This is a genomic window from Paractinoplanes ovalisporus (assembly GCF_016834655.1).
GTDB classification, from domain to species: domain Bacteria; phylum Actinomycetota; class Actinomycetes; order Mycobacteriales; family Micromonosporaceae; genus Actinoplanes; species Actinoplanes ovalisporus.
Genome location: NZ_JAENHP010000002.1, coordinates 474,217 through 495,179, shown reverse-complemented (window position 1 = coordinate 495,179; position 20,963 = coordinate 474,217). Strand labels below are relative to the sequence as shown.

Here is a 20,963-nt window from a genome sequence, read left to right as displayed (position 1 = left end):
AAGGCGAAACAGTGCGGGCGGCAGCAAAGAGCGCCCGGCACGACGGCCGGGCGCTCCTTATTCAGGGTGGGTCAGGAGGCTGCGACGCCGGCCGCCGTGCCCTCATGCAGGGTGATGTTTCGGCCGTCGCGAGGGTCGAACAGGTGGATCTTGTCAAGGTTGAGCCAGACCTTCGCTTCGCCGCCGCCGCGTACGCGGGACTCGGCTGACAGACGGGTCACCAGGCTGTCCTGTGGGGGCAGGTCGGCTCCCCCGGCGTCGGCGGCCAGGTCCTCCAGGTCGGCGGCGGCCGCGTGTTCGCCTTCCACCGTCAGGTAGACGTACTTGTCGGAACCCATGGACTCGACCAGATCGACCGGAGCCGTGAACTCGAAACCGCGAGCACGCTGGTGTTCCTCGATCAGGGATGCGTCCTCGAAGTGCTCGGGCCGGATTCCGAGGATCAGCTGGCGCGGCGAATCGGCGTCGCCCAGGTTGCGGCGCATGCGGTCGCCCAGCGGGAGGTCGCCCAGGGGCGTGCGCAGGCGGGACTCCTCGACCGTGGCGGCCACGAAGTTCATCGACGGCGAACCGATGAACCCGGCCACGAACAGGTTCACGGGATTGTCGTACAGGGTCTGCGGGTCGCCGACCTGCTGGATGTAACCGCCCCGCATCACCACCACCCGGTCGCCCAGGGTCATGGCCTCGGTCTGGTCGTGGGTCACGTACACCGTGGTCGTGTTCAGCTGCTTCTGCAGGCGCGACACCTGCGTCCGCATCTGGACGCGCAGCTTGGCGTCCAGGTTCGACAACGGCTCGTCCATCAGGAACGCCTTCGGGGACCGTACGATCGCCCGGCCCATCGCCACCCGCTGGCGTTGGCCGCCCGACAGGTTCGCGGGCTTCCGGTTCAGATATTCGGTCAGCTCCAGGACCTTCGCGGCCTCGGCCACTTTCTTGTCGATCTGATCTTTCGGCAGCTTCGCCAGCTTGAGGGGGAACGCCATGTTCTCCCCCACGGTCATGTTGGGATAGAGCGCGTACGACTGGAACACCATCGCGATGTCCCGGTCCTTGGGCGCCTTGTCGTTGACCCGTTCGCCGCCGATGCGCAGCTCGCCGGAGGAGATGTCCTCGAGCCCCGCGATCATGTTCAGCGTCGTCGACTTACCGCAGCCGGACGGCCCGACCAGGATGATGAACTCGCCGTCGGCGATCTCCAGGTCGACCTCGTGCACGGCCGTCGTCCCGTCCGGATACTTCTTGGTCACCTTGTCGAGAACAATGTCTGCCATCGCTACCTAACCCTTCACGGCGCCGGACGTGAGGCCCGCAACGATGCGCCTCTGGAAGAACAGCACGAAGAGAATGATCGGAATCGTGATCACCACGGCGGCCGCGGAGATCGCGCCGGTGGGGTCCTCGAACTGCGAGGCACCGGTGAAGAACGACAACGCCACCGGGACCGTGCGGGACTGCTCGGTCGAGGTCAGCGAGATGGCGAACAGGAAGTCGTTCCAGCAGAAGATGAACACCAGGATCGCCGTCGTGAACACGCCCGGCGCGGCCAGCGGCGCGATCACCTTGCGGAACGCCTCACCCTGGGTCGCGCCGTCCATCTTGGCGGCCTTCTCCAAGTCCCACGGGATCTGCTTGAAGAACGCCGACAAGGTGTAGATCGCGAGCGGCAGGGCGAACGTGATGTAGGGCAGGATCAGGCCGAGCCAGGTGTCGAAGATCCCCAGGTTGCGCTCGATGTTGAACAGCGGCGACACCAGCGACACCTGCGGGAACATCGCGATCAGCAGGGAGACGCCGACGAGCGCCTTCTTGCCGGGAAAGTCGAGCCGGCTGATCGCGTACGCGGCCATGGTCCCGAGGACCACGGCGATCACGGTGGAGATCAGCGCGATGCCGATCGAGTTGCCCAGGGCCCGGACGAACTGGTCGGTCTGGAAGATCAGCTTGTAGTTGTCCCACGTCCATTCGCGGGGGATGAAGTTGCCGTCGGTGAGCGTCGCGGTCGTCTTGAACGACAACGAGACGATCCACAGCACGGGGATCAGCGCGAACACGACGACGACCGCGTCCAGCAGACCCCATTTGACCTTGGCCGAGGTGGTCTCGACAGCCATCAGCGTCTCCCATCGACGTCGTCGCTACCGGGTGCCGCCGTGCCGAAGAGCTTCACGAAGATGAACGCGATGATCGCCACGGTGAGGAAGATGAGCACCGACATCGTCGAGCCGATGCCGAGGTTGAGCCCCTTCATCAGGTTGTTGTAGGCGATCATCGAGACCGACGACGTCTCGTTGGCTCCGGCCGAGAGCACATAGATGTTGTCGAAGATCCGGAACGCGTCGAGCGTGCGGAACAGCAGCGCGACCAGGATGGCCGGCTTCATCACCGGCAGCATCACCTTGGTGAACCGCTGCCACCAGGAGGCGCCGTCCATCGACGCCGCCTTGAGCAGGTCGTCCGGCACCAGCGCGAGACCGGCCATCAGCAGCAGGGCCATGAACGGCGTGGTCTTCCAGATCTCGGCGAAGATGATGATCGCGAGGGCGCTGGCCCGTTCGGTGAGAGGCGCCCCTTCCGGTGAGAACAGATTGGCCAGATAACCCGTGCCCGGCGTCCACGCGTAGCGCCAGCTGAAGGCGGCGACGACGGTCACGATCCCGTACGGGATGAGCGCGCTGGTCCGCACCAGCCCGCGCCCGATGATGGTCCGGTGCATGATCAGCGCAAGCCCCATGCCGAGCACCAGCTCGACCGCGACCGAGATGACCGTGATCAGCATGGTGACGCCGAACGCCGTCCACCAGTAGTTGTTGGACAGCACCGTGGCGTAGTTGGCCAGGCCGATGAACTCGCGGTTCTCCGGGAACTTGAGGTCGTAGCGCTGCAGCGACAGCCAGATCGAGTAGATGATCGGGTAGGCCGTCACCGCCACCATGACGATCGCCGCGGGCGCGCAGAGCAGCCAGCCGAGCTTGCGCTCCTGCTTCTTGCCCTCGCTGAGCGCGGGCCGGGAACGGCGATCACGCTGCTGCGGAATCTGCGGCTGATTTTCGACGGACGACCGGGAAGCGACGCTCACGGCAGCACCCCCTTGGAGTCGATGGCGTCCTGGATCGACTTGCGGAGCGAGTCCGCCGTCTGTTGCGGCTGGATCGACGCGGGCGGCGACAGTTCGGCCGACACCACGGTCGACAGGTTCTGATAGGCCGGGGTCCGCGGTCGCGGCGCCGACGTCTTCAGCTCCTCGAGCAGCACGTCCTTCATCGGGTAGGCCTCGTTCATCGAGGGGTCGTTGTAGACCGACTCGATCGACGGAGCCTGACCGGAGTTCACCGCCAGATACAGCTGGCTTTCCGGCCCGCGCAGGCACTGGATCGCCTCGAAGGCCAGGTCCGGGTGCTTGCTGTACGCACTGACGGCCTGTTCCGACCCGCCGATGGTGGTCTTGCTGGGCGTGTTGGCGTCGATCGCCGGGTAGCGGGCCCAGCCGACGTTCTTGGCCAGGTCGGGCGCCTCCTGCACCATCGACGCCCAGACGAACGGCCAGTTGAGCTGGAACGCGCCGCCACCGGACTGGAACGCCCGCCGCACGTCGTCCTCGACCGCGTTGGAGAACGACGGGCTGGTCACGCCCGCGGTCGCGAACGTCTTCAGGGTCTCCAGCCCCTTCACCGCGCCCGCGTCCATCACGGCCTTCTTGCCCTCGGGGTCGACCACGTTGCCGCCGGCGCTGGCGACCAGGCTGTTGTAGAGCACGACCAGGCCCTCGTACTGGGCTCCCATGGTCATCACCTGGTAGGGCTTGCCCTCGCCCTTGAGCTGCTGGGACATCTTGATCATTTCGTCCCAGGTCTTGGGCGGGGTGGGCACCAGATCCTTGCGGTACCAGAGCAGCTGCACGTTGGTGTTGTTCGGCGCCGCGTACAGCTTGTCGTTGTACTGGGCCGAGGCCACCGCCGGTTCCAGCGTCTCGCTCTCGACCTCGGACTTGAGGTCCCCGGTGATCTCCCGGATCCAGTTCGCGCTGGCGAACTCCTGGGTCCAGGTCACGTCCATGCCGAGGATGTCCATGCTGTCGTCCTTGGCGGCGAGCCGCCGGACCATCTGCACCCGCTGGTCGTCGGCCTGCCGCGGCAGCACCTGGTACGAGATCTTGTACTTGCCGGCCGCCTCCTGGTTGCAGCGGTCGACGACGCTCTGCATGTTCTCGACGGGTGAGTTGTAGAAGTTGAGGACGGGCACTCCCCCGTCGTCGGATCCGCAGGCGGCCATCGGTGCCATCAGGGCGGTCGCGGCCCCCGCCGCGAAGACCCGGAAACGCAGGGTGCGCCGTTGCGGATGTCGGTCGTTGATCGCCATTGACCCTCCATCCGGCCGGAAAACGCCAAGTGATCACGATCACTTGACGGCCAGTGGTTGTCCTGCCCCACACCGTCACGACACAAACCCGAAATGCATCGTGCAGCCCGGTCGGGGCAAGTGGATCAACAGCTTCCCGGCCCGGGCCGGGAGTCACCCGTCCGGTAATCACGCGTTTAACGGCGTGACGCCGGTGGGTACCTGCGTCACGCCGATCTACACCGGAGGAATACATGGCCGAGCCGCAGGTCACGCTGGATCCCCGCTCGCTCAACGTGGTCGAGCAGAAGCTCCGCGGACCGCTCGAGGATCAGCTCACCTCAGCCCTGCAGGCCGCCACCGAGAAGATCCGGCACTCGTACGCCGGGGAGAGCGTCGACGAGGTGGCCGCGCAACTCGTCGAGCGGACCAAGGCCGGCCTGCACCACGATATCGCCGACGGGTTCACGCCCGACCCGGTTCAGATGCGCCGGGTAGCCGAAGCGATCGTCGCGGAACACTGACGAGTCAGCGGAACATCGAGAGTCACAGGTCACTGACGATCGACCGGATCACGTCCATCGCCTTGAGGCGGTCGGCGCCCTCCCCCAGCTCGCCGTCCGGGATGATCAGTTCATCCAGACCGATTTCCGCGTACGCGGCGATGTCGTCGGCCAGCTGGGCCGGTGACCCGCCGATGACCGGCGTGTTCCCCTCGGGCAGCGGCCCGTCCACGACGACCAGCGCCTGAGCGGTGCGCCGGATGGCCTTCGGGTCCCGTCCGACCTCGGCGCAGTGCTGGTCGAGCACGCCCGACTTGTGGGCGATCCGGTCCGGCCGGCCCCAGCAGTTCCACTCGTCGGCGTGTTCGGCGACGATCCGCAGCATCCGCTTCTCGCCCTTGGCGCCGATCATCAGCGGGAGCGGCTGCTGCACCGGCTTCGGCTCGTTGACCGCGTCGGTCACCCGGTAGTGGTCGCCGTGCACCGTCGTGCGGGGCGTGCGCAGCAGCCCCTGGAGAACCCGCAGCGACTCCTCGAAGCGGTCGATCCGCACCTTGACCGGGCCCAGGTCGATCCCGTACTGCCGGTGCTCGTTGATCTGCCATCCGGCGCCCACGCCGAGCACGAAGCGGCCGTCGCTGATCCGGTCGACGGTGGCGGCCATGTTGGCCAGCACGGCCGGGTGCCGATAGGTGATGCCGTAGACGAGCGTGCCGATCCGCACCCGGGGCACGACCGCGGCCAGCGCCGCCACCACCGAGCCGCACTCGAGCACCGGCCAGGTGTCGTCCTCACCCGGCTCCACGTTGGGCATGAAGTGGTCGGCGAACCAGACGCCGTCCCAGCCGGTCGCCTCGGCGTGCCGGGCCAGTTCGAGCACGCCCGCATAGCTCTGCCCGGCGCCGGGCCAGATCGAAAGTCGCATGAGATCACCCTGCCAGTCCGGCCCGGACCCCCGCCAGCGAGCGCGCCCGCTAGGGACGGACGGCCGCCAGCACGTGGTCGACCAGCCCGTCCGCGTAGGCCGGGGTCAGCGGCCCGTTGCTCAGCAGCCAGCGGTGGAAGATCGGCCCGAAGATCAGCTCGACGACCAGGCCGAGGTCGGCGTCCGTACGGATCTGCCCCTGCTCCCGGGCCACGGCCAGCCGGTCCCGGACGGCGTCGAGCTGGGGCCGCAGCAGCCGGTCGCGCACCTGACCGGCGAGGTCGTCGTCGGAGAGCATCTCGACGGTCAGCGCCCGGGTGGTCGCGGACAGCCGGGGATCGCCGAACTCGGCCACCGTCGCCCGCACGACCTCGCGCAGATCGGCTTCGAGGTCACCGCTGTCGGGCAGCACCACGGGCGTCGCCTGGCCGGTCAGCGCCTCCAGGATCACCTCGCCCTTGCGCCGCCACCAGCGATAGATCGTCTGCTTGCCGACGCCGGCCCGGGCGGCGATCGCCTCGATCGTCATCTTGGCGTAGTCGGTCTCGGCGAGCAGGGTCAGCGCCGCGTCGAGGATGGCGCGGCGGGACTGTTCGCTGCGGCGGGTGGCATCGGGCACGACAGCATCCTACGTCATGCGAGACGAGACGTATCGTCTTGACTTCGAGCGAGACGAGACGTAGCGTCTCGCTCATGGCTCACATCGCGATGGTCAGCATCCCGTTCCACGGTCACGTCAACCCCAGCGCCGAGATCATCCGTACGCTCGTCGCCCGCGGCCACCGCGTCACCCACGCCAACGACGCGCGCTTCGCCGAGATCGTCACAAGCACGGGAGCCGAGCTCGTCCCGTACGCATCGAGGTTGCCCACGAACGACGACGAGTGGGACGGCGACACGATCGACCAGCTCACGCTCTTCCTCGACGACGCGGTCGCGATGCTGCCGCAACTGCGGGAGGCGTACGGCGGTGACCGTCCCGACCTGTTCCTCTACGACATCGCCGGCGCCCCGGCCCGGCTGCTGGGCGAGCAGTGGGGCATCCCCGCCGTGCAGCTCTCCCCCACGTACGTCGCCTGGGACGGCTACGAACAGGAGATGGCCCCCATGATCGACGCCATGCGGGCCGACCCGCGCGGCGCCGGCTACTACACCCGGTTCGCCGCGTGGCTGACCTCGGAGAACTCGTCCACCCGGGACAGCCTCTCCTTCCAGGGCCGTCCCGCCCGGGCCCTCGTGCTCATCCCCCGGGCCCTGCAGCCGAACGCCGACCGGGTCGATCCGGCCGTCTTCGACTTCGTCGGCCCCGTCTTCGGCGATCGCAGCGAACAGGGCACGTGGCAGCGCCCGGCCGGCGCCGAGAAGGTGCTGCTGGTGTCGCTGGGTTCGGCGTTCACCAACCACGCCGGTTTCTACCGTCGGTGCGTCGAGGCGTTCGGCTCGCTCCCCGGCTGGCACACCGTGCTGCAGATCGGCGACCGCGTCGAGGAGGCCGAGCTGGGCGAGGTGCCCGACTCGGTCGAGGTGCACCCGTGGGTGCCGCAGCTGGCGGTGCTGGAACAGTCCGACGCGTTCCTGACCCACGCCGGCATGGGCGGCAGCAGCGAGGGCCTGTACTGCGGCCTCCCGATGATCACCGCCCCGCAGGCGGCCGACCAGTTCCAGAACGCCGACCAGCTGACCGCCCTCGGCGTAGGCCACCGGATCGACCTCGAGACGGTGACCGCCGCCGAGCTGCGCGACCACCTGCTGACGCTGACCTCCGACCCGGCCGTGGCCGCCCGCTGCGCCGAGCTCCGGCAGCAGGTCCGCACCGAGGGTGGCGCCGCCCGCGCGGCCGACCTGATCGAGAAGATGCTCTGACCCGCCGGCGAGGACACGAAAGCGGGCGGCGAAGGCCCGCGACCGGGCGGCGAGGTTGCCCTCGCCGCCCGGTTCCCCCGTCCCCGCCCCCGGGGTGCCGGGTCTCAGGTGGAAGGTTCGCTGCCCTGGCAGTGACGCCAGAGCCAGCGGCCCTCCACCTGCTCCACCAGGCCCGACACCCGGTAGGGGAAGTTCTCCTCGGCGCCGCCGTCGGGGCGGGCGGAACCGAGAGCTTCGGCGAAGACGTACGCCCGGTCGCCGTGCTCGTGGACCGTGACGTAGCGGGTCTGCCACGCGTACGCCTCGGGGCGCAGGAAGACCTCGCCGAGCAGGGCGGTCAGGGCGGCGCGGCCGGTGGCCGACTCGGTGAGTTCCGAGCCGGTGTAGCCGATGTCGTCGCCGGGGGCGAAACAGGCCAGCGCCGCGTTCAGGTCGCGCGCCGCGAAGGCCTCGCTCAGGTCCCGTACGGCCTGGGCCGGTCCAGTCGTCATACCGGCACCGCCTCTCGTTCGTCAGCCGGAGCAGCCGAAGCAGCCGGAGCAACCGGAGCAGCCGGAGAAGTCGGAGCAGCCGCGGCGACGGGGTGCTCGATGTAGACCAGGTGCCGCGGCTCATAAGGGGCCGGCGCCGCATCCGGCTCGTCGGACGACATGTGCCGCGGCTCGTACATCGCGTTCTCCTCCAGACGGCGCATGCCGGGCAGGAACAGGAACCCGATCGTCACCACCGCGCCCAGCAGGCCGGCCCCGATCAGGGTCGGCCGCACGCCGATCCAGTGGGCGACCGGCGCCGCCAGGGCGTACGACAGCGGCAGCAGCGCCGTCGAGACGAACCAGTCGACGCTGGACACCCGGCCCAGCATGTGTTCGGGGACGAACCGCTGCTTGGTCGTCGCCCACGCCACCGTCCCGGCCGCTTCCAGACCGTTGACCAGCACGCAGGCCGCGGCGAGCTGCCACGTCGCCGACGCCGCGCCATAGCCGGCCACCGCCAGGGTGGCGACGGCCCAGACCGCGTACGTGTAGGACATGAACCGGCGGGGGATGCCGATCCAGCCGACCGTGACGGCGGCCGCGATCGCGCCGATGCCGCCCGAGGTGAGGATCAGGCTCAACGCCGACGCGCTCAGGCCGAGCTCGTGCTTGACCACGTACGGAAGAAGCACTTCGGTCGGCCCGACGAACAGCAGATAGGTGAAGGTGGCCGACAGGAACGTGCCCCACAGCCACACCTGGCTGCGCACGAACCGGATGCCCGAGCGCATCTCCTGCCAGATCGACTCGGCCGGCTCGTCGTCGTCGCCGTCGGCGCCCAGGGGAAGCTGCCGCATCAGCAGCAGACAGCCGACCGAGAGCGCGAACGTCAGCGCGTCCACCGCGAACGCCCAGCCGGAGCCGCCGATCGCGATGACCACGCCGGCCAGCATCGGGCCGAAGATCTGCGCCCCGGCCGGCCGGACGAACTGGTCGAGCGAGTTGGCCGCGACAAGGTCCCCGGCCGGCACCAGCTTGGGAACCGTCGCGTCGAACGCCGGCCCGAAGAAACCGGCCGCGGCGCCGTAGACGGCGGTCAGTGCCAGGATCTGCCACAGCGACGTCAGCTGCCCGGTCAGGCTCAGCATGGCCAGGACGGCCATCACCGCGAGCCGGATCAGGTCGCTGAACAGCATGACCTTGCGCGGGTCGAGCCGGTCGCTGATGACGCCGCCGAACAGCAACGTCGCCACCTGCGGCAGGGAGAGGGCGACGCCCACCGCGGACATGGCGGCGGGCGTCCCGAACAGGTCGTAGACCTGCCACGCCAGGGCGACGAGGAGGACCCCGTCGCCCACGAGCGAGGCGCTCATCCCGGTCCACAGGAGCCGGAACTGGCGATGCCGGAGCGGCGCCAGTGGACCGCGGAAGATCACTGCTCGACGCGGCGCAGCTTGCCGGCTGCGTGGAGCTCGGTGATCACGGCGTTCAGCTCGTCGAGCTCGGCGTCGCTGTTGGCCGCGGTGACCTGGGCCCGGAAGCCGACCTGGTCGCGGGGCACCAGCGGGTAGGCGGCGAGCGTCACGTAGATGCCGCGGTCCCAGAGCAGCTTGCCGACGGCGTCGATGTCCTCGCCCTCGGCCAGCGGCAGCTCGATCACCGGCGTGGTGCCGGTGTTCGGGGTGAACACGCCCAGGCCGCGGACGTGGTCGAGCACCTTCATGGTCTTGCGGTAGAGGTCGGCCCGGATGTCGTCGCCGCGCTTCTCGTTGAGGTCGAGGCCGGCCATGACGGTCGCGAGCGACGCGGTGGGGGCCGGGCCCGAGTACAGGTACGGCGGCGCCGAGACCTTGAGGTGGTTCTTGAGCCAGGTCGGCAGGGCCAGGAAGGCCAGCAGCGACGAGTACGACTTGGAGAAGCCGCCGACGAGCACGACGTTGTCGTACGTCTCGCCTGAGTACTTGACGATCGCGTTGCCCTTGAGGCCGTACGGGCTCTTCTCGTTGGCCGCCCGCTCACCGATGACGCCGAAACCGTGGGCGTCGTCGACGTAGAGCAGCGCGCCGTACTCGCGGGCCACGGCGGCGAACGCCTTCAGGTCGGGGGCGTTGCCGGTCATGCTGTTGACGCCGTCCATCGCCACGATCTTCGAGACGCCGGCCGGGGCCGCCTTCAGCAGCTCGCGCAGGTGCTCGTGGTCGTTGGCGCGGAACCGCTGCACGGTGGCGCCGAGCCCCCGGGCGTACATGGAACCGTCGTAGATCGTCTTGTGGGCCTGCGAGTCGAGGAAGACCATGCCCTTGCCGGCCAGGATCGGCAGCACCGACATGTGGATGTGGGTGATGGTCGGGAAGACCAGCGTGTCGGGGGCGTCGAGCAGCGCGGTCAGCTTCTCCTCGATCTGCGGGTAGATGGCCGGGTTGCCGAGCAGACGGGACCAGCTCGGGTGGGTGCCCCAGCGGGCGACCTCGGGGGCGATCGCGTCCATGATCTCGGGCTCCAGGTCGAAGCCGAGGTAGTTGCAGGAGGCGAAGTCGGCCAGCCAGTGGTCGCCCACGCGGATGCGACGGCCCTTGACCTCCTCGATCGTGGCGTCGTACATCGGGTTGCCGCTGCGCAGGCGCTCCAGGTCGGCCCAGCGTCCGTCGCGCTTGACGAACTCGAGACCGTCACCAGGGGTGGGAGCGTGGTTCATGCATGGTTCCTTTCAGAGGGAGAGCGCGGAGTGGCGGGAGTGCAGGTATTCCTGGAACTCGTCGGAGGTGATCGGCTTGCTGAACAGGTAGCCCTGTCCGTAGGAGCAGCCCATGGCTTTGAGGGCGGCCCGGTGCCCGTCGAGCTCGATGCCTTCGGCCACGACGGCCAGGTCGAGCGTGCGGGCCAGGTTGACGATGGTCTCGACGAGCGCCATCTGCTGCCGGCTGTCGAGGATGTCGTCGATGAACGACTTGTCGATCTTCAGGACGTCCACCGGCATCTGGCTCAGGTAGCTGAGCGACGAGTAGCCGGTGCCGAAGTCGTCGATGGCGATCCGGACGCCCATGGCGCGTAGCTCGCCCAGGTCACGCCAGACCTGGTCGGCGTCGTGCAGCACCAGGCTCTCGGTGACCTCCAGCAGCAGCCACTCCGGGCGGGTGCCGGTCTCGGCGATGACCGTACGGACCTCGTCGACGAACCCGGGCGTGCGGAACTGCCGCGCCGAGACGTTGACGCTGACGTAGCGCATGTGGCTGCCGGCCTCGGTCTGCCGCCACTCGGCGAAGGTGCGCAGCGCCTCGCGCAGCACCCAGCCGCCGATCGCGACGACCGAGCCGTTCTCCTCGGAGAGCTCGATGAACTCGTTGGGTCCGAGCAGGCCGCGCGCCGGGTGCTGCCAGCGCACCAGGGCCTCCAGGCCGGCCACCTCGCCGGTCGGCAGGTCGACGATGGGCTGGAACCGCAGCCGCATCTGGTCGCCGGCCACCGCCTCGTTGAGCGCGGAGCGCATCTCGAGCCGGCGCAGCATCGCCTCGTGCATCGTGTCCTGGTACCGCTGCCAGGTGTTCTTGCCTTCGGTCTTGGCGCCGTACATGGCCACGTCGGCGCGGCGCAGCAGCTCGCTGATCCCGGCCGCCTCGGCGCTGGTGGCCAGGCCGACGCTGGCGGCGCCGTTGACCAGGTGGCTGGCGCCGGTGGCGTCGGTGACCTCGATCGGCCGGCTGAGCACGGCCACGATCAGCTCCGCCACCCGCTCGGCCTCGCCGTCGCCGCTGACGTGGTCGATCAGCACGGCGAACTCGTCCCCACCGGTGCGGGCGACGGTGTTCAGCGGGCCGACGGCCTCGGTGATGCGGTGGCCGACGGTGGTCAGCAGCTGGTCGCCGGCGGCGTGGCCGAGGGAGTCGTTCACCTCTTTGAAGTCGTCGAGGTCGACGAAGAGGACGGCTACCTCGTGCCGGCGCTCGGCGGCGTAGGTCGCCGCGTGCTCGAGCCGGTTCTGGAACAGGGCCCGGTTGGCCAGACCGGTCAGCGCGTCGTGGAACGCCTGGTGGGCCAGGTCGTTCTCGAGACGGCGCCGCTCGGTGACGTCGCGGACGGTGACCACGATGCCGTCGACCGCCGGGTCGTCGCGCAGGTCGCGGCAGGTGACCTCGACCTGCAGGAGCAGGTCCTCACCCGAGATCGCGGTCAGGTCGACGCCGTCGCGGGGGCCGCGGCCGTCGCGCACCTGGTCGAGCAGGTGCTGCAGCTCGGTGTGGTCGGTGCCGGCGATCAGGCCGGACAGCGGCAGGCCGAGCAGGTCGGTGCGCCCGAAGACGGGCAGCGCGGACGGGCTGGCGTACCGGATCGTCTCGTCGTCGCCGATGATCAGGATGACGTCGGAGGCGCTCTGGATCAGCGCGCGGAAGTAGTCCTCGCTGCTGCGCCGGTTGACCTCGTCGGTGAGGTTGATGCGCTCGACGGCCATGGTGCCCTGGGCCATCAGCGCCTCGAAGGAGGGCTCGATCGACGTCAGGACCTCGTCCGGTCCGGCCAGGAAGACCTGGTGCCGGCGGGACGGGCCGTCGGCGGTGCGGCCGGCGGCGATCGACTCGGCGCGCAGCGCCCACTCGTAGTCGCCCAGCTCGGCCCGGACCGCGGCCGGCAGGTCGGCCACCCAGACCAGACCGGTCGACATCACACCGGTCGGGGTGCCCGGGTCGCCGTCGACGCCACGCATGAAGAAGCGGTAGTCGTCGGAGGGCATGATCTCGGCGACGGCCTGCCGCAGGGCGCTGCCGGCCTGCACGACGCTGCTGGCGGCGACCAGGTCGGCGCCGGTCAGGCGCAGGGTGCGCTCCCGGGCCGCGGTCTCGCGCTGCGTCTGCATGAGGCCGGCCACGCGGGCCATCACGAGCAGGAACATCACGCCCGACGCGGTCGCTATCATCGGCGCGTCCTTGACCTCGCCGCCCAGGTCCTCGATGTAGAGGACGGCCGGGGCGATGAGCGCGGCGATCGACATCAGGGCCAGGCGGCGGCCGCCGGCGATGCTCTGCGGCACCCGCTCGCGCAGGGTCAGCTCGCGCATCGACGGGTGCAGGGCCGACATCGCGATGGCGGTGTAGAACAGCACCCAACCGGCGTCGACCGGACCGCCCACGTGCCAGGTGCCGGCGAGCTGCCGCAGGCCGTAGATCACGTCGGTGATCAGCAGGCTGGAGACGCCGACGACCAGCACGGTCAGCGCGACCGGTTTGCGGCCGCCCGCGGTCAGCAGCCGGGCGAACATGGCCAGGGCCAGCACGTCACCCAGGGGGTAACCGACCGAGACCATCTTCTCCATGAACGTCAGGTCGGTGTCGTGCACGTACGGGGAGATCAGGAAGACCCAGGAGAGCAGGCCCAGACCGGCCGTGGGCACCAGGGCGTCGAGCAGGGCGGCGCGGTTGTCGGTGCCGGAACGGGACCGGATGAAGATCAGCAGCGCGCCCGCGAGCATCGGGTAGACGATCAGGTAGAACAGGTCCGCCATCGACGGGAACGGGTTCGCGATGCCCAGGAAGTCGGTCAGGATGTTGTAGGTCGTGTCGCCGAGCGTGAAGCTGGCGACGACGGCCGACAGCAGCACCCAGGGCAGCCGCCGCGAGGGCTGGTGCACCCGGATGCCGACCAGCACCATGCCGGCCGCCGAGAGACCGATCGTCGCCCACGTGTACATGGCGTACTGCGGCAGCGCATAGAAGACGCCGGTGAGGGCGACGATCCAGGCGCCGAAGACCGCCTGCATCCGCTTGGCCGACATCCTTGGCTCCGATCAGTGGGGGTTGGTCCTGCTGAGCCCCACTGATCGGCACCCGGTCACGCTGCTTGAGGACAGCGAATCAGCTCATGCGCTGAATCGCGTTGCGGAATCGGTGCAGATCCCGGCGGCGGCGCTCCAGCGTCGTCGCGATCATCACCAGCAGCAGGCCGGCGGCGGCGAGCGGGATCCACCGCGGGATGAGGTCCCAGAACTGGGCCAGCTCGTGCAGGGCCAGCGCGACGAGCGCTCCCCCGCCGATCAGCACGGGCGCCCGCAGCCGCAGCGCCGCCCCGGCCAGCACGACCGCCACCCCGGCCACACCGAGCAGCAGGCGCCGCAGGTGCTGACCGTCGTCGGCGAACACCGAGGCCAGGCTGGGCAGCAGCGCGGCCACCAGGGCCGGCCCGTAGGCGACCCAGCTCGACTGGTTCCGTCCGAACAGCAGGCCCGCCAGCAGGGCGACGGCGGCGGCCGGGACCGTGTACGCCTCCAGCGTCGTCACACCGTTGCCGGCCAGCACCAGCAGGCCCGCCACGACCTCGGCCGTCACGGCGGCGAACAGGTGGCCCCGGCGCCGCGCCCGTGTCGCCAGCACCAGCCCCCACAGCCCGAACACGATCGCGGCCCGCTCCGGGCTCGCGCCGGCCCCGCTCGCGGCCAGCAGCAACGCCAGGGCCGCCCCGGTGTGCGCGGCGATCTCGGCCACGGTCCGCCGCACGAAGAAGACCGCGGCCGAGACGGCCAGGACGGCGAACATCTGCGGGAGGTTCTCGCCGGTCAGGGCGGACGAACCGGACCAGGCGGCGAACGGGACCGCGAGCAGTCCGGCCAGCAGGCTCGCCGTCCGCAGGTCGTCGCGGGCCAGGGCCGCGGTGGCGCAGCCGAGCACGGCGATCGCGGCGAAGACGGCCGCGGCCACCTCGGGACGGGCCAGGCCGGTCGCGACCGCGTGCACGGACAGGACGACGGCGACGACGAGCGGCGTGATCATCGCGGCCCGCACCGCGCGCAGCGCGACGGCCAGGGCGGCGGCCACCACCACGAGGTCGAGGATCGGGGCGCACCACCACGGCAGGTGCAGGCCGGAGAGCGCGATCAGGGCGAGCGTGCCGAGCCCGGCCGAGACCCGCCAGGAGGCGGGAAGCAGGACGACCGCGGCCGCGCCGAGGGCGGCCAGCGCGATCGGGAGGACCACTCCGGCCCGGGAGACGTCCTCGCTGAAGTGGGCGGACAGCACCGTGTTGAACGCCTCGACGACCGTCCAGCCGAAGGCGAACGCGGCCGGAGCGGCGATCGCGGCCGCGGCACCGATCCGGGCGCCCAGCCCGGCCCACGGGACGACCACGACCACCGCGGAGATCACCAGAACGACCGCGGCGATCTCGGCCAGCGCGTACTTGCCGCCGGGGGTCAGCATCACGGTCACCCGGCCCGCGGCAAGGGCCAGCGCCACCACCAGCACACCGCTCGCCATCTCGCGGGCGAGCCGGTCGGCCGCCACCAGAGCACCGGCCAGCACCACAAGCGCGGCGACCACCAGGGCGGCGGCGCCGCCAACGGCCCGGCCGACCTCGGATGTGTCGAACATGGCGATCAGGGCCAGCACGCCTGCGGCGAAAGCGGCCAGGCTGCCCGTGATGCCGGCGCTCTTCATCCCCCGGGCGAACACGGCGACGTTCAGGCCCGCCACCGCGGCGAAGGCGAAGCCCCAGACCACCGGGCCGGGCTCGGCCACCGCGACCAGCAGCGGGATCACCGGCTGGGCCACCAGCAGGGCGGCGAAGCGCGGGCCGGTCAGGCCGGTGACGTGTTCGTACCCCACGGCGACGGCGGCCGTGACAGCGCAGACCGCACCCGCATAACCCCAGGCGGAACCGTCGGCGACACCGAACAGGTTGACGTACCAGGCCGCGTACCCGTCGAGGAGCAGGAGCAGCAGGCCGATGGCGGCGAAGGTCTCGGCCGTGGCCGTGAGGCGGCGGCGCAGCGCCAGGAACGGCACCCCGAGCGCGGCGCCGGTAAGCCCGGCCAGCACGAGGGCACGCCCGCCGACGCCGAACTGGTCCCAGGCCACGGCCGTGAACACGATCGCCGCGACGGCCAGCAGAATGCCACCGAGCAGGAACAGCGAGGTCTGCACCGTTTTGGTCGAGGTCTCCTTGACCGGCACCGGCGGAGCCAGCCTCGCCCGGACCCGCGACACCGCGAGATGCCGCCGGGTGAGCACCTGCCCGAGCGTCGCCTCCAGTCCCGCGACCGCCTGACGGGCCCCGGCCAGCTGCCGGTTCAGGTCGGCGATCTCGGCGTCGGCCCGGACGACCTCGATCGCGTCCGGGTCCGGATCACGCCCGCAGGAGGGGCAGCCGCTCTCCGGCGAGGCCGGGGTCCCGCAGTGCGGGCAGGGGTAGGTCATGGCACAGATCCTTGTCGCCCCGTGCCCGGAAGGGGTGAGCACGCGTACTCAACGGGGCTGAGTCTCTTGACGAGAGTCGTCATACTGCTCGGCAATGATCGAGACCAAGGGACTGACCAAGAGGTTCGGGCGGGTCGACGCCGTACGGGACGTCACCTTCACCGCCGCTCCCGGGCGCGTCACCGGATTCCTCGGACTGAACGGCTCGGGCAAGACCACCACGCTGCGGATGCTGCTCGGGCTCACCCGCCCCACGGCCGGCCAGGCTCTGGTCGACGGGCAGCGCTATCAGGACCTCAAGCAGCCCCTGCGGCAGGTCGGTTCCGTGCTGGAGCAGGGCCTGATGCACCCCGGGCAGACCGGCCGCGGTCACCTGCACACCCAGGCGCTGCTGTGCGGGGCGGGAAAACAGAGAACCGAGCAATTGCTTTCGTACGTCGGTCTGGCCGACGCCGCCACGCAACGGACCGGGGACTACTCGCTCGGCATGCGGCAGCGGCTCGCGGTGGCCACCGCGCTGCTCGGCGAGCCGCGGATCCTGGTGCTCGACGAGCCGGCCAACGGCCTCGACCCGTCCGGCATGGCCTGGCTGCGCGGTCTGCTGCGTGACCACGCCGAGGCCGGCGGCACGGTGCTGATCTCCAGCCACCTGCTGGCCGAGCTCGAACTGCTGATCGACGAGGTGGTCATCATCGCCGACGGCCAGGTCCGGTTCTCGGGCCCGCTCGAGATCGAGACCCGCCTGCGCATTCGCGGCCGCGAGCCGAACGTGCTGTGGCAGGCCTTCGAACGCGCCGGCGCCCAGGTGACGACCGACGGGCACGCCCTGCTCGTGACCGGCCTCGACCCCGAGGACGCGGGCGAGATCGCGTTCGGCGTGCAGGTTCCCGTCTACGAGCTCACGGCCGAGACGCCGAGCCTGGAGAAGCTCTTCCTCGACCTGGCGGGCGCCGCATGATCCCCGTCCTGCGCAGCGAACTGCACCGCACCCTGACCGTCCCGTCGAGCTGGATCTCGATCGGCGCCGCGGTCGTCCTGGGCATGTCGTTCGCGCTGTTCAGCGTCGACTTCTGGTCGCTGTTCGCGGCCCTGGGCGTCTTCGGCATCGCGGTCGTCACGACCACGCAGCACTACCAGCACCACACCGCGATGCTGCTCTTCCTGGGCCAGCCGAAACGCTGGGTGGCGTTCCTGGCCCAATGCGTGGCCGCCATCCTGATCGGCCTGGTGGTCGCCGCCGTCAGCGGCATCACCACCATCCTGTCCGGCGACTTCGTCCAGTTCGCCGGCACGATGGCGGCCGTGCCGCTGCTGGCGATCTTCGGCGTGGCCAGCGCCACCGTCGTACGCCGCCCGGTCCCCTTGTTCATCGGCTACGGCACGTGGTTCGTCTTCCTCGAGGGCCTGTGGTTCCGCTTCGAGGAGCCGCTGCCGTTCACCACTTTCATGAGCGCCGCCGGCGGCAAGAACCCCGTGGGCCTGTTGTTCTTCGCCGGCTACACCGCCGCCGCCCTGGCCGTGGCCCTGTGGACCATCCGCCGCGACCTGACCGACTGACGCGGTCCGGAGCTGGTCAGTGGGTGGGGGCCAGCGCGCGGCAGGGGCTCGGGCGGGCCGGCTGAGGCTTGGGGGCCGGGGCCGGCTCGGGCCCGCAGACCGGGCACTCGCGGGTGATGCCGCACCGGCCACAGAACTGGTTGGTCTTCTTGAAGCACACGAAACCGGTCAGGAAGCCCAGCAGCAGGGCTGCTCCGACGGCGATACCGAGAATCATGAGACTCTCCCTCCGCGCTTTTCTCTCACACGGGCTTCGGAGCCGGATGGTTCATAGACTTCCGCTATGGACTTCGGTGTCGGTTACTTTCCCACCCACGACGGGCTGCGGCCGGGCGAGATCGCGCGCAAGGTCGAGGAGCGTGGGCACTCGGCGTTGTTCTTCGCGGAGCACACCCACATCCCGGCCAGCCGTGACACGCCCTGGCCGGGCGGGCCTCAGCTGCCACAGAAGTACTGGCACACGTACGACCTGTTCGTGGCCCTGACCGCGGCGGCCGCGGCGACCAGCCGGCTCCGGATCGGCAGCGGCGTCTGCCTGGTCACCGAGCGGGACCCGATCGTGACCGCCAAGGAGGTGGCCAGCGTCGACCATCTCAGCGGCGGGCGGCTCGAGTTCGGGGTCGGGCTGGGCTGGAACCGCGAGGAGATGCAAAATCACGGCACCGATCCCCGCGTACGGGTTCCGATCATGACCGAACGCATCCGGGCCATGCGCGAGATCTGGACCCACGACGAGGCCACCTTCCACGGCAGGTACGTGAACTTCGACCGCATCTGGTCGTGGCCCAAGCCGGCCCAGCGCCCCGGCCCGCCGGTGCTGATCGGCGGCGGCGGCCCGACCGTGCTCGACCGGGTGCTCGACCACGGCGACGGCTGGTTCCCGCAGTGGCGCGACGAGAACGTGTTCGAGCGGATCACCGAGCTGCGCGCCCGCGCCGACCGCTACCTGCAGGTGCAGATGCTCAGCGTCCCGCCCGACCCCAAGGCGCTCGAAGCCTGCGAGCAGGCCGGCGTCGACCGGGTGTCGGTGTGGCTGCCGTCGGGGCCGTGGAGCACGGTCGAGCCGGCCCTGGAGAAGTGGGAGGCGGCCATCGGCGAGCTGACCGGCCGGTGACACCCGCCGAACGGTTCGCCTCGGTCCCCGTGGCCCGGCTGGCAACGGTCGGGCCGGACGGGGCTCCGCATCTCGTACCGATCGTGTTCGCGCTGGTCGGCGAGCGGATCGTGTCCGCCGTGGACGGCAAGCCGAAACGCTCGCGGGCCCTGCGACGGCTGGCCAACATCGCGGCCGAACCCCGGGTGACCGTGCTCGCCGACCATTACGAGCCGGACTGGTCACGGCTGTGGTGGGTGCGCGCCGACGGGGTGGCGCGCGTGCTGGATACGTACGGGAAAGGCTTGGAAGCCCTGCAGACGCGCTATCCGCAGTATCGGGAGGCGCCACCGGCCGGGCCGTTCGTCGAGATCACCGTCGAGCGCTGGTCGGAATGGGTCAGCCACGAGTGACGGCGCGCAGCTTGCCGGGGTTGGCGACGTTGTAGATCTCGCGGATCAGGCCGTCCGGGCCGAGGTCGAACGTCAGGGTGGCGATCACGCGGCCGGCCCCCGAGAAGACCACGCCGGCGGTGCCGTTGATCTCGACCACCTCGGCCCGCATGTCGGCCGGATCGACGCCCTCGTACGGGATCCTGGCCACCCCGGCCATCCACGCCGCCACCCGGTCAGCGCCCGAGACCGGCTTGCGCGCCTGACGGACCTTGCCCCCGCCGTCGGTCCACAGGGTGACGTCCGGCGCCAGCAGGGCCATCAGCCCGTTGATGTCGCCGCCGGCCGCCGCGGCCAGGAAACGGTCGGTGACGTCGCGCTGGTGCCGGCGGTCGGCGCTGAACCGGGGCCGCCGGGCGCGCACGTGTTCCCGGGCCCGGTGGGCGGCCTGGCGTACTTGCCGTCCAGCCGGCGGGTGATCGAGACGGCCGCGTGCACGCCGGTCGGCATCCCGCCCTGGCAGGTGCCGTGCATGACGCCGTACCCCAGCCGGACCGCGGCCGCATCCCCCACCGCGTACACGTGGGGGTGGTTGACCGATCGCGGACCGGGATCGGTGACGATCCGTCCGCGGTCGTCGACTTCGAGCCCCGCCGCGGCGGCCAGGGGTGAGACGCGGGTGCCGGCCGTCCAGACCACCACGTCGGCGGTGCCCGGCAGCACCTTGCGGATCTCGGTGCCGGTCTCCACCCGTACGCGCAAGCGGGTCAACGCGGCCTGTAGGTAGGCGCGGGCCTTGGGCGTAAGGGTCGCCCCCGGCTCGTCCCGCCCCACGAGGCGCACCGTCAGGGCGGGGTGGCGCTCGGCGATCTCCGCGGCCGTCTCGACCCCGGTCAGTCCCGTGCCGCAGACCATGACGTCGCCGTGGTCGAGGTGTTCGAGGCGGTCGGCCAGCGCCCGGGCGTCGGTCAGGCTGTCGAGGGTGTACGCGTTCTCGGCCGCCCCCGGCACTTCGGAGGTGTCGGCGGTACTCCCCAGAGCCCAGACCAGCGTGTCGAAATGTGAGTCATGCCCGCGGGACGGGATCCGCGTGTGTGGCTGTGACGCTCAGTGGCCCACGTCACAGATCAACACAGCTCAGCGGCCCGCCCTCCACGGGGGCCTCCTCCACCGACCATTATCGTCGGCTCGACCGATCTTCACGGCCCCCGGCCGCCCAGCCTGTGGACGACCGCGAATTGTGGACAACCGGCGATCAACGCGGAGATGTGCTGGGCGGACAAGGCGAACGCCCGGCCCCTTCCGGGAAGCCGGGCGTTCGCGAGAAGGAGGAACTAGGCTGCGGCGTTCATGACCAGAGCACCGAGGACAACGCCGAGGATGCCTCCGGCAGCGCCGGCCGCGGCGGCGTACCACCCGAGCGGACGATCGCCGAGGAAGCCGCCGACCAGGCCCAGCACAACCGCGGCCAGGCCGAAGACCACCGGGATGAACAGCACTGCCACTGCGGCGAACACGAAGGCGAGAATCGTGCAGACGCGGGCGCCGGTGATGGAGCCGCTGCGGCGGGTCGTCACCTGAGTCATCGAGATTGTCCTTTCCCCGTCGTGAGTATGTCGTGGGTCTGTCGCTGTCCTTT

21 protein-coding genes are annotated in these 20,963 nt (G+C 70.3%); 6 read left to right on the top strand and 15 right to left on the bottom strand.

Translation table 11 applies throughout. The annotated features are described in order from the left end of the window. Positions 1-71: 71 nt before the first annotated feature. The 4 genes from JIG36_RS08275 to JIG36_RS08260 are packed head-to-tail and all read right to left on the bottom strand — an operon-like array spanning position 72 to position 4,362. Positions 72-1,277 carry an ABC transporter ATP-binding protein gene (locus JIG36_RS08275; RefSeq protein ID WP_203375438.1) on the bottom strand — a complete coding sequence of 402 codons (1,206 nt, stop codon included), beginning with the start codon at positions 1,275-1,277 and terminating at the stop codon, positions 72-74. 6 nt (positions 1,278-1,283) lie between these two features. After that, positions 1,284-2,117, bottom strand: a complete 834-nt coding sequence (locus JIG36_RS08270) for a carbohydrate ABC transporter permease (RefSeq protein ID WP_203375437.1) — start codon at positions 2,115-2,117, stop codon at positions 1,284-1,286. Further along, complete coding sequence (locus JIG36_RS08265; RefSeq protein ID WP_307872617.1) at positions 2,117-3,082, bottom strand: carbohydrate ABC transporter permease; 966 nt, start codon at positions 3,080-3,082, stop codon at positions 2,117-2,119. The genes JIG36_RS08270 and JIG36_RS08265 overlap by 1 nt, the downstream gene beginning before the upstream one ends. Further along, complete coding sequence (locus JIG36_RS08260) at positions 3,079-4,362, bottom strand: ABC transporter substrate-binding protein (RefSeq protein ID WP_203375436.1); 1,284 nt, start codon at positions 4,360-4,362, stop codon at positions 3,079-3,081. Before JIG36_RS08260 ends, JIG36_RS08265 begins: the two co-directional genes overlap by 4 nt. Before the next feature lie 233 nt (positions 4,363-4,595). Between JIG36_RS08260 and JIG36_RS08255 the strand changes: the two genes are divergently transcribed. Further along, the gene (locus JIG36_RS08255) at positions 4,596-4,865 is read left to right on the top strand and encodes a hypothetical protein (RefSeq protein WP_203375435.1); all 270 of its coding nucleotides are present in this window, start codon (positions 4,596-4,598) and stop codon (positions 4,863-4,865) included. Between the two features lie 22 nt (positions 4,866-4,887). Here the strand turns inward: JIG36_RS08255 and JIG36_RS08250 are convergent, their stop codons facing one another. Together JIG36_RS08250 and JIG36_RS08245 are read right to left on the bottom strand one after the other, a co-directional pair. Then, positions 4,888-5,769 carry a TIGR03560 family F420-dependent LLM class oxidoreductase gene (locus JIG36_RS08250; protein WP_203375434.1) on the bottom strand — a complete coding sequence of 294 codons (882 nt, stop codon included), beginning with the start codon at positions 5,767-5,769 and terminating at the stop codon, positions 4,888-4,890. Between the two features lie 49 nt (positions 5,770-5,818). Continuing rightward, on the bottom strand, positions 5,819-6,388 hold the full coding sequence (locus JIG36_RS08245) for a TetR/AcrR family transcriptional regulator (protein WP_203375433.1): 570 nt from the start codon (positions 6,386-6,388) through the stop codon (positions 5,819-5,821). Between the two features lie 74 nt (positions 6,389-6,462). Between JIG36_RS08245 and JIG36_RS08240 the strand changes: the two genes are divergently transcribed. Continuing rightward, complete coding sequence (locus JIG36_RS08240; protein WP_203375432.1) at positions 6,463-7,632, top strand: macrolide family glycosyltransferase; 1,170 nt, start codon at positions 6,463-6,465, stop codon at positions 7,630-7,632. A gap of 104 nt (positions 7,633-7,736) precedes the next feature. Here the strand turns inward: JIG36_RS08240 and JIG36_RS08235 are convergent, their stop codons facing one another. From JIG36_RS08235 to JIG36_RS08215, 5 genes are all read right to left on the bottom strand, one after another. Continuing rightward, positions 7,737-8,123 (bottom strand): YybH family protein, encoded by a 387-nt coding sequence (locus JIG36_RS08235; protein ID WP_203375431.1) that lies wholly within the window; start codon positions 8,121-8,123, stop codon positions 7,737-7,739. Beyond that, positions 8,120-9,541 carry an MFS transporter gene (locus JIG36_RS08230; protein ID WP_203375430.1) on the bottom strand — a complete coding sequence of 474 codons (1,422 nt, stop codon included), beginning with the start codon at positions 9,539-9,541 and terminating at the stop codon, positions 8,120-8,122. The genes JIG36_RS08235 and JIG36_RS08230 overlap by 4 nt, the downstream gene beginning before the upstream one ends. Continuing rightward, positions 9,538-10,800: an aminotransferase class I/II-fold pyridoxal phosphate-dependent enzyme gene (locus tag JIG36_RS08225; protein ID WP_203375429.1), complete on the bottom strand. Its 1,263-nt coding sequence runs from the start codon at positions 10,798-10,800 to the stop codon at positions 9,538-9,540. Before JIG36_RS08225 ends, JIG36_RS08230 begins: the two co-directional genes overlap by 4 nt. 12 nt (positions 10,801-10,812) lie before the next feature. After that, positions 10,813-13,869 (bottom strand): putative bifunctional diguanylate cyclase/phosphodiesterase, encoded by a 3,057-nt coding sequence (locus JIG36_RS08220; protein ID WP_203375428.1) that lies wholly within the window; start codon positions 13,867-13,869, stop codon positions 10,813-10,815. A 79-nt stretch (positions 13,870-13,948) separates the two neighbouring features. Beyond that, entirely contained in the window at positions 13,949-16,282 is a 2,334-nt protein-coding gene (locus JIG36_RS08215; RefSeq protein ID WP_203375427.1) for a zinc ribbon domain-containing protein, read from the bottom strand. Positions 16,283-16,376: 94 nt separating this feature from the next. Here JIG36_RS08215 and JIG36_RS08210 point away from each other — a divergent pair, with 94 nt between their 5' ends. Next, on the top strand, positions 16,377-17,240 hold the full coding sequence (locus JIG36_RS08210) for an ABC transporter ATP-binding protein (protein ID WP_203375426.1): 864 nt from the start codon (positions 16,377-16,379) through the stop codon (positions 17,238-17,240). Then, complete coding sequence (locus JIG36_RS08205; protein ID WP_203375425.1) at positions 17,237-17,839, top strand: hypothetical protein; 603 nt, start codon at positions 17,237-17,239, stop codon at positions 17,837-17,839. The genes JIG36_RS08210 and JIG36_RS08205 overlap by 4 nt, the downstream gene beginning before the upstream one ends. A gap of 16 nt (positions 17,840-17,855) precedes the next feature. Here JIG36_RS08205 and JIG36_RS08200 read toward each other — a convergent pair whose 3' ends face one another. After that, entirely contained in the window at positions 17,856-18,056 is a 201-nt protein-coding gene (locus tag JIG36_RS08200; protein ID WP_203375424.1) for a hypothetical protein, read from the bottom strand. Positions 18,057-18,122: 66 nt separating this feature from the next. Between JIG36_RS08200 and JIG36_RS08195 the strand changes: the two genes are divergently transcribed. Both JIG36_RS08195 and JIG36_RS08190 read left to right on the top strand, forming a co-directional pair. Continuing rightward, positions 18,123-18,953 carry an LLM class F420-dependent oxidoreductase gene (locus JIG36_RS08195; protein WP_203375423.1) on the top strand — a complete coding sequence of 277 codons (831 nt, stop codon included), beginning with the start codon at positions 18,123-18,125 and terminating at the stop codon, positions 18,951-18,953. Next, a complete protein-coding gene (locus JIG36_RS08190) occupies positions 18,950-19,345 on the top strand; it encodes a TIGR03668 family PPOX class F420-dependent oxidoreductase (RefSeq protein ID WP_203375422.1) in 396 nt (131 codons plus the stop codon). Before JIG36_RS08195 ends, JIG36_RS08190 begins: the two co-directional genes overlap by 4 nt. On the opposite strand, the gene JIG36_RS51650 is transcribed toward JIG36_RS08190, so the two are convergent. From JIG36_RS51650 to JIG36_RS08175, 3 genes are all read right to left on the bottom strand, one after another. After that, a complete protein-coding gene (locus JIG36_RS51650) occupies positions 19,332-19,646 on the bottom strand; it encodes a sigma-70 family RNA polymerase sigma factor family protein (RefSeq protein WP_236046155.1) in 315 nt (104 codons plus the stop codon). The genes JIG36_RS08190 and JIG36_RS51650 overlap by 14 nt on opposite strands. Then, the gene (locus tag JIG36_RS51645; RefSeq protein ID WP_307872647.1) at positions 19,646-20,410 is read right to left on the bottom strand and encodes an NAD(P)/FAD-dependent oxidoreductase; all 765 of its coding nucleotides are present in this window, start codon (positions 20,408-20,410) and stop codon (positions 19,646-19,648) included. Before JIG36_RS51645 ends, JIG36_RS51650 begins: the two co-directional genes overlap by 1 nt. 248 nt (positions 20,411-20,658) lie before the next feature. Then, complete coding sequence (locus JIG36_RS08175; RefSeq protein WP_203375421.1) at positions 20,659-20,910, bottom strand: hypothetical protein; 252 nt, start codon at positions 20,908-20,910, stop codon at positions 20,659-20,661. Between the last annotated feature and the right edge of the window lie 53 nt (positions 20,911-20,963).